The sequence below is a fragment of the Paenibacillus sp. FSL E2-0178 genome (genome assembly GCF_038593005.1).
GTDB lineage: Bacteria > Bacillota > Bacilli > Paenibacillales > Paenibacillaceae > Paenibacillus_AQ > Paenibacillus_AQ phytohabitans.
The window spans coordinates 452904-467516 of sequence record NZ_CP151953.1; the positions used below are offsets into that span (position 1 = coordinate 452904).

At 52.7% G+C, this 14613-nt stretch carries 8 protein-coding genes; 1 reads left to right on the forward strand and 7 read right to left on the reverse strand.

What is annotated here, in order from left to right:
• Positions 1-3: 3 nt before the first annotated feature.
• The 4 genes from MHI42_RS01870 to MHI42_RS01885 form a co-directional block, all read right to left on the reverse strand.
• Positions 4-2073 carry a hypothetical protein gene (locus tag MHI42_RS01870; RefSeq protein WP_342422546.1) on the reverse strand — a complete coding sequence of 690 codons (2070 nt, stop codon included), beginning with the start codon at positions 2071-2073 and terminating at the stop codon, positions 4-6.
• 30 nt (positions 2074-2103) lie between these two features.
• Positions 2104-2958 (reverse strand): carbohydrate ABC transporter permease, encoded by an 855-nt coding sequence (locus tag MHI42_RS01875; protein ID WP_039292182.1) that lies wholly within the window; start codon positions 2956-2958, stop codon positions 2104-2106.
• On the reverse strand, positions 2952-3923 hold the full coding sequence (locus MHI42_RS01880) for an ABC transporter permease subunit (RefSeq protein WP_342422547.1): 972 nt from the start codon (positions 3921-3923) through the stop codon (positions 2952-2954). Before MHI42_RS01880 ends, MHI42_RS01875 begins: the two co-directional genes overlap by 7 nt.
• Before the next feature lie 86 nt (positions 3924-4009).
• The gene (locus MHI42_RS01885; RefSeq protein WP_342422548.1) at positions 4010-5608 is read right to left on the reverse strand and encodes an extracellular solute-binding protein; all 1599 of its coding nucleotides are present in this window, start codon (positions 5606-5608) and stop codon (positions 4010-4012) included.
• A gap of 261 nt (positions 5609-5869) precedes the next feature.
• On the opposite strand from MHI42_RS01885, the gene MHI42_RS01890 reads away from it, so the two are divergent.
• On the forward strand, positions 5870-8179 hold the full coding sequence (locus tag MHI42_RS01890; protein ID WP_342422549.1) for a helix-turn-helix domain-containing protein: 2310 nt from the start codon (positions 5870-5872) through the stop codon (positions 8177-8179).
• 97 nt (positions 8180-8276) lie between these two features.
• On the opposite strand, the gene MHI42_RS01895 is transcribed toward MHI42_RS01890, so the two are convergent.
• The 3 genes from MHI42_RS01895 to MHI42_RS01905 form a co-directional block, all read right to left on the reverse strand.
• Complete coding sequence (locus tag MHI42_RS01895; protein WP_342422550.1) at positions 8277-8894, reverse strand: SGNH/GDSL hydrolase family protein; 618 nt, start codon at positions 8892-8894, stop codon at positions 8277-8279.
• Positions 8895-8953: 59 nt separating this feature from the next.
• Complete coding sequence (locus MHI42_RS01900) at positions 8954-11746, reverse strand: polysaccharide lyase family 8 super-sandwich domain-containing protein (protein WP_342422551.1); 2793 nt, start codon at positions 11744-11746, stop codon at positions 8954-8956.
• A 575-nt stretch (positions 11747-12321) separates the two neighbouring features.
• Positions 12322-14580 (reverse strand): polysaccharide lyase 8 family protein, encoded by a 2259-nt coding sequence (locus MHI42_RS01905; protein ID WP_342422552.1) that lies wholly within the window; start codon positions 14578-14580, stop codon positions 12322-12324.
• Between the last annotated feature and the right edge of the window lie 33 nt (positions 14581-14613).

The following is a 14613-nucleotide window of genomic DNA, read 5'->3' on the forward strand; positions in this document are numbered from 1 at the left end:
TCTTCAATTCCTCAGGCTTCCGGGGGACTGAACAACCTCACGGAGGCTGGGGACACCACTGTAGATTACCTTGTCATCGCAGATGATTTCGCACCATTCCGGGCTCATCCGCACATCAATGATATGCCCCCGGAAAGCGAAACCGGAAAGAGAGACCTTTCCTTCAGCGGGCGGGCGGGGATGAATCCATAAGCTGCCGTCCAGGCGGGGATCGAGACCGGCCAGGCCAAACAGTATTGCTTCCGCGCCGGCCAAGCCTGCGACCACATTCGCCCGCTTATGCACGGGTACAGCCGGGCGGTCACAGTAATGCTCCTGCGGATAATACGGCAGATGCTGCCCCATCCAGAAGTGGCGCTTCAGTGTATCCCAGGCCAGCTCATCGCGTCCGGATTCCCACAATGTCAGCGCCAGCATCGGCCCATCCCCGGTATACGCCCCGCCTCCCGACCAGTCCGGATCATTCTGCTCATAATGGAGCTCATCTTCGGCCGAGATACTGCTTACGCCGTATTTGCCGAGAAATGCACCATCCCTAACCTGTGCGAACATTCCCTGCTTCATCTCCTCGGTGCAGGCACCGAAGCGCAGCGCGTCATAATATTGAATCGAATAGATCCATTCCGCATGGCCTTCGGGATAAATGGCCTTGAACCAGGCTTTGTCCTCATCCCACAGATGGGTGCGGATCGACTGGCGGATACGCTCCGCCTTGTCCCGCCATTCCTGTGCGGGCTGATCCGCCGCCAGATCCAGATGCTGCGCCAGATCGGCCAAGCGGTCATAACTCCAGGCCCGCTCGGCATTCGGACTGGCTACGATATGTTCATAGCCTGCACCCCGCATTTCCAGCAGGTTCGGTTGAAGGCCGTAATCCAGCAGCTCATTCCACTCCGGCAACCGGCTATCGTCATATAAGGCCAGCGTCCGCATGGTCGGGAACAGCTCTGCCTCTCCCCCATGCAGCACAAAGATCGACCAGGCAAAGTTCAGAAACGACCATAAGCTATACGAGTAGGGCACATGGGCGCCTTGTCCGCTGGGGGCAAACCGGGAGTGCCGCTCAATGCCGCTGGCTGCCATCAGACTAGCCAGCTCTGCCGCTTTGTCCTTCCCCAGCATTAATGCCAGCGTTCTTGCTCCGTACCCCCCGGCATCCCATGGATAACAGCAGATCCCTGCACCTTCCAGGCCGGAGACGGCGGGAAAAGGCTGAATGGCGAATTCCGGATTCTCCCACAGACAGACCATCCCGCTGATCAATGAGCGGCGGTAATAGTCTTCCAGACCCGGAATATCCGATTGCAGCACCGGCAATTCACGACAGGCTTCCTCAAGCCGGCGTTCCCAGACAACGGTTGTCTGCCGGGCCATCTCTTCCAGGGTTTGCCCTTCTTCCCAACGGAACTCTTGTCCGGCAGGAGTCAGAACCGCAGCCATCCGGAACACGGCCTCCTCCCCTTCTCCAAGGCTTCGCTCCTGATCTCCTTCACGAAGCAGGGTAATGCGGACCTGTTCATTCTCCCAGATTCCTTCCTCAATCTGCAGCGCAGGACCGGCAGAGGTCAGCGGTGCTCCATAGTCCCAATCGTCCAGCGGAACCATGGCCGGGCTTCCCGGCACCAGCTCAGGTAGAACAGCAACCGTTACCGTTCTAAGACTGCGGTTCTTGATCCGCTGAGTCAGGAGGAATCCATGGGTATCCGCCAGAGGCGTCAATTCACTGGACACCGCCAGTGATAACAGGTTTCCGTCCACCAGATGATGGTATGTTCCTTGTCTTTTGATCTGATCGGGCTGCCATACGCCCTTCGCATACAGTACGCCACAGTCCCCTTTTCCTAAGTCTCCGTTATCCCGGACAGGATGTCCGTCCGCTGTTATATGAAGTTTCACGCCCAGATCCTTGGCAGCAAAAGGCGGTGAATAGCAGCCTTGAACGCCGCTGACCGTTCGCGCAGAAGGCGCAACTGTACTATAGCCGCTGCTCACCCAGAGATGTTCAGCAGGTGCCAGACTTTTCCGTAAATCAAACGCAAATGAACCGAGTGTATAGTTTGTAGTCACCTTCATGTGTTCCCTCCAGAAATGGAATTCTGCACTTCAGCCCTTCACCGAGCCCAGCAGAACCCCTTTGATAAAATGCTTTTGCAAAAACGGATAAACGCAGAGGATTGGCAGCACCGTGATGATGATCGCCGCGGCCTTCAGCCCCTCCGGCTGGATGTATTGAGAGGAATCACCGCCTGCAAGCAGGGAATCAATCGGCGTCTGCAGCATCTGGTACAGCTTGACTGTTACAGGCAGCAGCTGCGATTTGCTGATGAAATACAAGGCATTGGAATAGGTGTTCCACAGAGCAACCGCATAGAACAGCGAAATCGCAGCCAAGATAGGCTTGGATAAAGGCAGCGTCAGCTTGAAGAACACCGTCAGATCCGTTGCGCCGTCAATCGTCGCTGATTCTTCCAGCTCGGCCGGCAGGCCTTCAAAAAATGATTTCATCACAAACAGATTGTAAGCACTTACCAGCCCGGGCAGCCAGATCGCCCAGAAGGTATTAATCAGGTGCAGCTGCTTAACCAGCAGGAACAGCGGGATCAGCCCGGTGCCGAACAGCATGCTGAACATCACCATAAACGTAAAGATCTGCCGTCCTTTCAATCTCCGCTTCGAAAGCGTGTATGCGGCCAGCGTAGTTGCAATCATCTGGAGTACAGTACCTACGGCTGTGATGATCACTGTATTCTTGAGAGCGATGAGCAGCTGCCCGTCGATGAACAGCTGTTTATAGGCCTGAACGGTAATTTCTACCGGCCACAATACCACTTCACCGGAAATGATCGCCCGGCTGCTGCTCAGCGACATCGCCAGAATATTCAGAATCGGAAACACCGTTATGAACGCACACAGGGCCAGAAACAAATACAGCGGCATACTTTTCAGTCGGTTTACCATAATCCGCCTTCTCCCAGCTTTTTCACAATTTTGTTGACCGTCAGCACCAGAATCAGCCCGATCAGCGCCTGAAATAATCCGACAGCCGTTGCCAGACTGTATTGCGCGTTCTGCAGCCCTGTGCGGTACACGAACGTGCTGATGACATCGGATACACTGAAGACAGCGGCATTCTGCAGATTAAAGATATGCTCGAAGCCCACATCCATCATCTTCCCCATCTGCAGAACCAGCAGGACACCAATGGTCCCGCGGATACCCGGCAGCGTAATATGCCAGATCTGGCGCAGCTTGGTGGCTCCGTCGATTTTGGCCGCTTCGTATAAGCCGGGGTCAATAGATGAGATGGCGGCCATATAGATAATCGTACCCCAGCCCGCGCTTTGCCAGATGGTGGAGACAATGAACACCACAGGCCACCAAAAGGTGCTGGTCATGAAGTAAACCGGATCAATCCCGAACAGGCGCAGGGCCGCGTTCACTACTCCGGTGGAAGGTGACAGCAAGGAGACAATGATCCCCGCCAGAACTACCCATGAGATGAAAAAAGGCAAATACAGCATGTTCTGCACGGCCCGCTTGAACCAGTTCACCCGCAGCTCATTCAGCAGCAGGGCCAGCAGGATCGGAGCCGGGAAGGCAAAAACAAGATTGTACAAGTTCAGCAGCAGGGTATTGCGCAGCACATTCCAGAAGTCTGCGCTTCCAAACAAGGTATGAAAATGCTTAAGTCCCACCCAGGGGCTGCCCCAAACCCCGTCCAGCAGACGGAAATCCTTGAAGGCGATCAGCTCGCCGTACAGGGTGACAAATTTGAACAGGAAGAAATAGGACATGGCCGGAATAAGGAACAAGTACAGATAACGGTCCCGGTAGAGATAAAATAGCAGGCCCCGCCCCGGATTGTTCAGGCCTTTGGAGCGTATGGCCGCCGGACCGGAGGGCTGGTGCAATGTTTTTGGCATATAGCTCTTTCTCACTCCTCTATAAATTTCGGGAGCCTGGAATAGGGTTCATTCCGCAGCTCCCTTATATCCAAGAATAGTATGGGTTACTTCAGCTTGTCTTTGTTCGCGTCGTACCAGGCCTGAACCTTGGCGGTTACACTGTCTCCGTCCAGGCTGTTCCAGGCTTGGCGCAGCTCTTCGACCGCTTCATCCGGTGTCTGATTGCTCATCGCCATACGGGTGTTGATTTCCTTCCATTTGGTTTCAAACTGGCCGGCGATGGAGGCGTATTCCGCAACTGGCGGGATATATGGCAGATCCTTGCGGAAGGTATAGGTCTCACTGTTCTTAATAATCGTACTTTTGAGGGCAGCCATATCCTGATCATCCTTGCTGTCCCCTGCCCGGGTAACCAAATATTCCGGCGTCTGCTGCTCCTGCTGAACCAGCCGGTATTCCGAAGCATAGCCGACCTCTGTCTTCCATTTGTCAAAATCGGTTGTTACCGGAATGCTGTCCTTCAGCTGATAATGTACGCCTTCAGTTCCATAGGTCAGCGGCTCCCAGCCTGAATCCAGCATCCAGTCGATAAATTCCATCGCAGCCTGCGGATTTTTCATGTTTTTGTTAAAAGCGGTCAGCAGATGGTTAGGGACTTCGACCTCATAGCCATTCGTTCCATATTTCGTGGACAGAGGCGGAACTGCGGCCAGTGTGGCCTCCGGATTATTTTTCCGCAGCTCGGTAATGGTATTGTCCATGTTCAGGTTACTGAAATAGATGCCGGAGCGACCCGTGGTCCACAGCTGCTTCTGCCGCGAAAATTCCTTATCTGTCGCAAATTCCTTATCAACGAGACTCTCATGGTAAGCGAGCTGGCGGAAAGCAAGCGCGTCTTTATACCGTTCGGTGAAGAAGCTCTGGGTGAGCTTTCCGTCCTCCACGAACCAGGCCGCACTGCGCGCCATATACCAGTCGTCAGTAATCGCCGTATAGGCCGTTGACATCGCCATTGGAATGGTATCGGCCGTACCGTTGCCGTCAGGGTCATTGTCACGGAAGGCTTTGGCGACCACCACCAGCTCATCCACCGAAGTCGGCATAGCCAGTCCGAGTTTATCCAGCCAGTCCTGCCGGATGAAGATAGCGGTATTGGCACGGGCAGGCCGCATGCTGGCGATGGCATAGATTTTACCGTCATCCAGCGTCAGGTACGGCTTCAGCTCGGGATGCTCCTGCAGATATTTTTTGTAGCTGGTGCTGTACTTGTCGATATACTCATCCAGCGGCTGAATGGCTCCTTCATCGGCCCAGCGGACAATAAAATCGCGGTTGAAGGTAGTCATCATATCCGGCGCCTGATCGGAAGCAATCAGAACATTGAATTTATCCGCCTCCTGATTGCGCGGAATCGGCACCCAATTGACCTTCACTCCGGAATTCTCATTGATATACTTTGTCCACCGGTTCTCTTCATAAGAGCCTTCTCCCGTTGCCACCTGCCCCCTGTCATAAATGGAACCGGATATCTCCTTGGGCAGCGAAGCATAGGGATCTGCGCTTGGTGCCTGTGAGGCAGCGGCCGGGGATGGCCCTGCGGATGTTCCGGCGTTTCCGTTACTGTTGCCGCATGCGGACAACGCCGCCGTTCCTAACAGCAGCACCGCGAGAAGCGCGGGGGTGAGCTTTCTGTTTCTGTACATTCTTTTGACCTCCAATGGACTTGTGATGTTGGGCAGATCATGTCTTGCTTAGACGGTGAAGCCTGGCGCCTGGCCTCCACCTAACTATAGCGGGCTATCCGGCAGACTGAATAGTTGCAGAACCTACAATGAACTCTCATCTCCCGCTATCCGGCGGATATTTGTAGATAACGCTACATCATAATGGAAAGTGACACCCGCTTACCGCTGCATTATGTCATATAATGAAGTGAACATCCGCCGGTTAAGGAGCGATAGCAAGTGAAGAGAAGAATTTCAGCCAAAGTACAGCTCATGTATACCGCATTATTCATCCTGATTATCCTGATGACAGTGGCGATCAGCTATATTAGCTCTATCCGCCAGTTAGAAAGGCAGGTGATTGGTTCGAATCAGAATGTGCTGAGCCAGATCAGCAAACGGGTAGACAGCACACTTCAGGAAATCGATTTAACCACCATCAATCTGCTGCGGAGTAATGATACCCGGTCTTTTTTTGAGGACTCCGGTCCGGATTCCGCACAGCATTTGCTGGGCCTCTCTATACTTCAGGATCAGCTGGGCAACAATCTCGCAGCTAATTTTAATATGAAGGCGATCTATCTGTATTCGGAGAAAAGCGGCAAGCTCCTCTCTGCGTCCGACTATTACCCGCTGGAATCAGCGCATTCCATGGGCTGGATCAAGTCCTTTACCGGCAGCGGCAAGACAGGCAAATGGAATGCCTCTCCTCCGGCAGCAGAGAGCAGCGATTTCCTGCTTGTCCGCAATTACCCTTTTACCGCCGGACCCAAAGACAGAAGCGGTGTAATGGTCACGCGAATTAATGAAAAGAGTATCTCGAAGATGTTCGGCGATCTTCAATTCAGCGACAGCTACAATGTATTTCTGGTCGACCGGAACGGGAATGTGCTGTCCCATAAGGACCCCAAGCTGATTCATCAGAGCATTCTGGACAACAGCTACGCTTCCCGGGTACTTGCACGCGAAGGGCGGGGGTACGTGGTAGAGAAAACGGCCACCGGGAAAAATCTCGTATTCTACGATAACTCTGCTTATACCGGCTGGAAGCTGATTTACATCGTATCCCAGCAGCAGCTCAGCACGCTTTCGCTTACAGTGCGCTATATTCTGATCGCCATGGCCGTGCTGATGGTTGTCATCGCGGTTTCTGCAAGCCGCTTCGTCAATCACCGCTGGTTTGCTCCCATGGAGTTTTTCATTGCAAGGCTGGAGGAGATTACTGTGCGCACTCCCTCTGGTTTCCAGAGCTTAACATCTTCACAAGCCCTCTCGTATAATGATCTGCATAACAGAATAGAGCAGGTATTCACCGGATATTCCAATGCAGAAAAGAAGCTCCACGAGAGCATTCCGGCGCTGAAGCTGCAGATTATGTTCGATATTCTGACCGGCAACCGGACGAAATTCGCCTCCGCTGAGCCTATGCTTAATCATGTGGGCATTGAATTGTATCCGCAGCATTATATCGTCCTCACCATTGAATTCGATAATAAGGCTATGCTGGAGAAGGTTGGAGACATGAATCTGTACCTGTACGCGCTGTGTAATGTAGCTGAAGAGATGATCCGCTCCCGGCAGGACAAGGTCAAAGGGGCTGCGATTCAGATGAACGATGATCAGGCGGTAATGATTCTGAGCTTCAGGGATGCGGGACGTGCGGAGAATACAATGGAAGCCAGATCATTCGGAGAGGATTTCATGGCCTATGTTGAGGTGCAGTTCAGACGGACGATCTCCGTCAGCATGGGGGAGTATTATGATCATTTTCAAGATATCCGCAAGTCTTATCTGGAGTCGGCAGGGCTGATTTCCTGTAAAATTCTTATGGGTCATAATGCGCTCATCACCTCAAACGATGTTGGTGCATGGGACAGCGGCAGGCTGCTTGAGGTCTTCGAATCCGTTGATGCTGTGCAGGAAACGGTCAAGCAGGTGAACGCGGAGAAAACCGGAATCGTGCTGGAGGAGCTGTTCAAACGGGCGGCGCGATGCAATCTGTCCAAAGAGATGATGGTCCAGCTCTGTCTGCAGGTCATTCTAAAAGCGCTGCGGACCGCAGCTGACTCCAGCCTGAATGAACAATTTCAGACGGAGCATGAAGCGGTGTTCATCCGTCTTCAGCAATGTGAGACATTGTACGAGATGCGGATGGTTCTAAGCTCGCTGATGACCGAACTGATTCAGTCTCTGCAGGAGAAACGGAGCAGTAAGAAAAAAAGCAGCGAGTTAATTGAAAGCGTTCTCTCTTATATCACAGAGCACTACGCCCAGAGCGATATTTCCGTTAATTATTTGGCGGACCGGTTCAGCATCAGCCCCAATTATTTAAGCAAGCTGTTCAAGGAATATACCTTCAGCAATTTTGTCGACTATCTGATTGAAGTACGCATGAAGGCCGCCCACCGGCTGCTGCTGGAAACCCCCATGAAGCTGAATGATATTGCCGAGCAGGTCGGCTACACCAACTTCTCCAGTTTTCTGCGCAATTTCAAGAAATACTATGGCATGACGCCGACGGAATACCGGCAGCTGCATTTGAATTCCTGATTGAAACCTCTTTGAAAAGCGCAGAAAGCCGCCCATCCGGCGGCTTTCTGTGCGTATATGTTCTTGTCGACAATGCTTGCTGTTATCTATATACGGCTCAAAGCCGCTCCAGAAAAGGAACAGCCAGTCCTGCAATCCGCTGAAAGCCAGCCGCGTTCGGGTGAAGACCGTCAAGGGTGAAATAATCCAGGGTTAACCGGGTAATCCCGCTTTCAGCATACAGATCAAGGACGGGTAAGGCGTAATAGACTCCAAGCCCGCGGATTGCTTCAGCGTATTCCGCCAGGCGGAAGCCTGCGCCGTTCCTGACGGTGGTGTCCCACCCGTCCTTATCCCGCTGAAGCGGAGTCCATAGATTCAGACGGGAATCCGGCCTGCGGGTTAACAGGTCCTCAATCAATGTGGCGTAGGCACCGCGAAAGGTATGAATGTCCCGCCCTTCCATACTCCCCAGTGGCTTATCGAGCCTGAAATCATTGGTTCCCGCAAAAACTGTAACACAGTCAGGAATATCTTGTAAGGCTAGACCCGCATGCACAGTCGCCCCGTAGTCGCGGTCTCCGCCTGCTGCCATAGAACAACCGCTGACCGCGAGATTGATCATTGTTGCGAAACAAACTTCAGCACACACCAGCGGCTGATAGCCACCCGCCGCGCTGATGCTGTCTCCAAGCGTGGCCCAGCTTTTGCCCGCCCATCTGCCGGATTTATTCAAATAAAGTCTCCTTTCCCGTTAGTGTCTCTTGATGCAACCTTTATTCACTTAGCTGCCCATTACGGGTTACGCACAAATTTGACCGCATCGGCAGCAACATATCCGCTTGTTCCGCTATTGCGGATCGTCACACTGCCGGAGGTGCCGGCATTGAAGGTGTACGTTCCGATTAGGTTCCATACCCCGCCGTTTGAGGTCTGGTCTATGGTGAGTGTTGCCGTCCCGCCTGCATGAATGACTTCAATTGGGATCGCAGTGGAGCGGTTAAAATGCTCCGGCCACATCATATAGACGCTATAAGTGGCGGTGACGGGCAACTCGGGTGTATACGCAATACTTTTGCTGCCTTTACCGCTGTTGTCATCATGTACATAGTTGATTCCGTACCGGTCTGTCTGAACCGCAGAGGTCTTCCAGCTTCCCGTCTTTAGCACACCTGTGGTGTCGTTATTGTCCACAATAACCTCTTCTCCAGGGAGGGTTGGCGGCGTACCGCTGCCCGGTTCAAAGGAGGCCTTGAACGTCTTGCCTTTGGCTGCGTTGACATTGACTGTTAATTTGATGGTCGGGCTGAGCTGCGTCACGGTAATTCCGGGGTCCGCAGTATATCCGCTTGCCGAACGGTCCAGTTCAACCTCAATAACACCGGTATTTAACTGTGTCGGATCGCTGACCGATAGTTCCAAAGTGCCCTCTTCAGCTTCTCTGGTCATGACCGACGCTTTCTTGTTCACTGTGATCAAATCGACGGAGCTGGCCCCATCTTCCCAGAAATTCGCCCCAATGATGCCCAGTTTCGTTTCTTTTACCGCTTGAACAGAGGAGGAGTTTGACAGCACTTCAATATCAGGCGCAGCGGCATAAGCAGCCACTTGAGCAGCCGTCTTGCCCGGCAGCAGGACATATTGATATTCCCCGCCACCCGGATTCGCACCATGATTCAGCCATAAGGTCATATAATTGCGGGTTATCGGCGTGGACGGGGTTACCGGACGTGGGTTGATCTGCTTCCAGTTTCCTGTTCTGGCCTCTCTTTTGGCGGCAAGCGATACATTCTGTGGAAAATAATATCCGGTATCGGCACCAGCTGTGCTGCCGGACAGGTGAGCCCAGTCTACCTGGTCTAGGGAATCCGACCACCCCAAAGCTGAAGGCTGTACTTCGCCATTCACAGTGAGTGTATTACTGCCCGCTGTGTTCAGCTTCCGGTTCTCCACGATGGTTTCAACGGCAATATTGTCCGTGCTGGTGATGCCTGCACCCAGGGAGACGATTTCGTCGTCAAACATGAACCAGGATTTCCGGGCGCCAAGCGTATGATCCGCATACTGCAAATCCATACCTGAGCTGCCGTATAAGTTCTGAATGTCGGAGCCGCCGGTCCACGTATATGCACTGGTATGGCTGCTTGACGGGGTCTGGGACAACACGGTTGTTCCCGGCAGGCGGTAATTATCGACGGTTGGCCAGAAATCATTGCTGTATTGTCCGAGATCGCTGTTATACAAGCTGGTCATCCCGGCTGAGGTGTACCAGGCTTTGGCGTTCTCGCTGTTGATCGCTTCAAAGCTGCTGATGCGCTTCGAATACATAGCAAGTCCGATGCTATAGTCAGGCCGGTGCTGGACTGCCCGGTCCATGGCCGAGAACTGCTTATAGACCTTAAGCTCTTCCGCCGGCTCAATCAACGGGTCCGCGCTTATGCTCTTGGCCAGTACGATGGATGGGATCGGTGCACTGGAATAGAAGGACTTGAAGGTATCCGACATTATCCAGCCCTTAAGCATCTGCTTGAAGTCAGCCGCTTGCGCGGGCGGCGCGATCCCGGACAACAGCAGGATACCTTGCATTGCTGTATGTCCCGCGTCATGATCCTGACTGTAATTTCTGGAGATTTCCCTGCCGCGAACCATATCCATCATGGCGCCTTTGTACATCAGCGGCTGATAGGTGTTGTATACCCAATCCCAGACATTAGACTGGTTAGGATCGGTGACCTGCCATGTTGAACCGTGGAGCATCCCCATTAGATCGCTTACAGCCAGCAGCAGACTGAGTCCATACCCTCCGGTATAGGGGATATTGCCATGCTGAATGAATGAACCATCTCGATAGAAGCCGTCTCCGCTAACCGTGTAATTAAAAATCGAAGATAGCCCGTCACGCGCAGCGGCAATCTTGGCACCATCTTTGACGAGGATTCCCCGAACGCCTACAACGATCGCTTTCCACGAGCGGTTGGCTCCTGTTAAGGTGACGCTTGGCGAGAAACGTTCTACGGCTTTCATATAATTCGTAATTTGAGCCGGACTTAGGGAGTCATACATCAGCACAGCTGTATCGTTCAGCTGCATCGGTATGCCGATCTGCCAATCCCACCAATTGCTGGTTCCGCTGGCGGTCGTCGTTACCGCCTCATGGTATCTGGTTGCATACATATAATCGAGTGCAGCAACGATGTCGGTCTCAAGCTGACTATCCTGGTACAACGCCGAACCAGTGGTGGCATAAGCGAGCGCCATGGTGTACAGACGTTCATAGGTCACCCGGATGTGAATCGAATTCCCAATACCAGGGTTATCGCTCCACAGATAGGTACGGCTGGGCGAAGTATTCATTGTCTGCCAATAGCCGTTCGCTTCGGTAGTCAGCCTGGTAATTGCAGCGGCTATATCAGTATCCGCAGTATTCAGGGAGGCTCCTCCGGTCAGCATAACCTTGCGGTGCTCCCTCATTCCGTCGAATTCATCCGCTGCGCGGGCACGCTCCATACCCGTTATTCCTCCAAAGCTGCCGACAGACAGGAGCAGAATTAACATAATCATGCAGCTTTTCATTAGTATTCTTCTCATCCATAATCCTCCTTTTTTCATTCATTGCTTCGTTTGCTTCGTTTTCGTAATCCAAACACTTCTTTTTCCAGCCATAATCCTTCCGTTCCCGACTGTAATCTCGCCTATGATGAAGCGCTTACATTTAATAGTATGATATGGAATGGCCGCTAAAGAAACTACGTGAATTCGAGAAAAGGTATGAAATTTCGAGCGATCTCGGAAGGATACCTTTCATTTTGGATCATCAGATAGTCAAACCACCAAACGGACTGAAAATCCGCTATTTTCCCATATCTGCCATTTATTCTGGCTAAGCGGACTCAGATTCCGTTAATGGGCCTGCCGCAGCCCGTTTCAAGCCCAAATGAACAAGTTAGCGGATTCTCAGTCCGCTTAAGCCCCAGAAAGGGGCTTTTCTGCGAAATAAGGGTTTTTGAGTCCGCTTCACTCTGCTGACGGCACACTCCCCTGATCTTCCAACTGTTGCTTGGCTAGGACTCCTCCATTCATGAGCAAATGGAGAAAATCCATAACTATTCCAAGCCGTCTGCGCACACAAGTCTGCCAATGTTGTTCCTCATTTCATAGATTCGCTAGGTCCCAAGCTCAACATGAAACGAGGCTCCCCCGGCACCATCCGGGTCAAACCACAGTCTTACCTTGCCAGTTTCACTGTGTTCTACCGTTATCCGGTCTGACTTGTTCATCACACGGGTAACAGGGTGATTGAATTCAATCCCGATTTCGATCAAACTGCGCTGCCTTTGTGTCGGATCGGCTATGGCCAGGCTCCAGCCTGCCGGATTCCTTTGCAGCACAATGGAGGCTTGGCTGCTGCAAGCAATCATCCCGCTTGTATACCAGCCTGCCTTCCAGAAATGCGCTGCTGTAATTCCCAGTTCAGAATCTTCAACCGCATGCACCTGAGCATTCAATTCAAGGATTCTCACCCTTGGTTCCTCAGCAAAACTAGCAGTCCCTTCCTCACTGTAGCCAGGCAGGAGCACGTAAGCATAGGTATCCCCCGCCGGGGCTTCTCCATGACCGAACCACAACGTCTGATAGAACCGTTCCAGCTTCTCAGGTGAACCGGCATCGTTGATTTCCTTCCAGCTCCCCTGGCGCGGTTCACACAAGGCATGTACACGGCATTGTTCCGGAAAAAAGAAGCCCACATCCGCTCCCCGCTCACTGCCCGCCATATGAATCCATTTGGGGTTAAGGGTCTCTATCTCGCCAGATCCAGGCTTCCGGCAGATCCTTGTTCCGTCTGCTGTAATCGCATGGTCTCCCAACGATTTCAATTTCCGGTTATCGATGACCGTCTCTACTCTGGCGGAATTAAGGCTCTTAATATCCGAACCTAAGGCAACGATACGGTTTCCGAACAAAAACCAGCTTTTGAGCGCTGTCAGTCCATCGGCCTCGTTAACCACATCCTCCAATTCCATGGCGATGGCGCCGTACTGGTTGTGAAGTACGGCCCCGCCGACAAAAGACTTGGTGCTTAATCGGCCTTGCCCGGCTCCATGCTCCTGACGCTTGTTTGTTACTGTAGTTCCGGGCAGGCGGCAGGGATCAACCGTCGGCCAGTAAGCATCGGCATATTGCCCCAAGTCACTATTATACAGCTGGCCCATGCCATACGAAGTATACCAGCCCTTCAAATTCTCTCTGTTGATAGATTCATAGCTATAGATCCGGCTGGAGAACATACTGATGGAGTAGGCAAAACCCGGACCCTGCAGCACCGCCCGGTCCATATGCGCAAACAGCTTGCAGAAGGCCTCTTCCCGGGCAGGCTCCACGAGTTCATTGTCCAGCAAAGCTCCGGCTTGTGCGGCAGTATCCGGCGGTGCATCGGCTAAATACAATTTGTACGTGTCAGCCACAATCCACCCTTTCGCTCTGGAGAGCAGCCGTACCTGCTCCGCTTCATCCAGTATGCGCGAGAAGCGTAAGCAGGAGGTGATCACCGAATGCCCGCACTCATGATTCTGCGAATCCGCCCGCGAGATTTCCCTGCCGCTGGCCATATCCAGCATAGATCCCCGGTACATAAGGGGCACAAATGTATCCTCAATCCATTTGGCTGTCAAATCGCGGGCTTCACCCGGCAATTCCCAAGGGGTATCATGCAGCCATACCATCAGCCGGACCACATCCTGCAGCAGTGAGACCCCATATCCGCCGGTGTACGCGTATTTATCATGCTGAATAAAGGAGCCGTCCTCATAGAAGCCGTCCCCTTCGCTAACATTCTTGAATACCGGAAGCAGCGCACTAAGGGCGGCGGACAGCTTCTGCCCGTCGCCCTGAATAACGGCAGCAAGAGCAACTGCCGTAGACTTCCAGACCAGATTCGCTCCGGTGGACGGCGGAGCCTTAGCCACGAACCACTGCGCATGAAACGCCGGATCGCCGACATATTTGTCTATGGGGAGGAGCAGCTGCTCTACAAGTTCTGTATCCAGCAGCTCCTCCATGAGCAGCAGGGTTTCCAGCAGAGCTATCGGCACGCCAATCTCCCAATACCACCAGTTTCCATAGGGACGTGAGCTTTCGTTGTATCTCTGTGCATATAGAAATCCCAATCCATAAATCACCTGTTGCCTTAATGTAGAGTCCAGATAACAAGCAGACCGTGATGACTTCAGAGCAATCGCCATCCCTCTTAAACGGCCAATGATCACAAATACATCTGAAGCGTTCTCAGCATAAGGAACATCAGCCCATAGCAACTCCTGGTGATCGAGCATCGTATCCTGATCATGCCTGACACTTTGCAGCGATTCATGACTCAGCGTATCTCCCGAGATATATTGCAGCCATTTGTTTCTCAGAATCTGCATGCGCATTCTCTCCTTCAGCCAACGGTTTGCCCT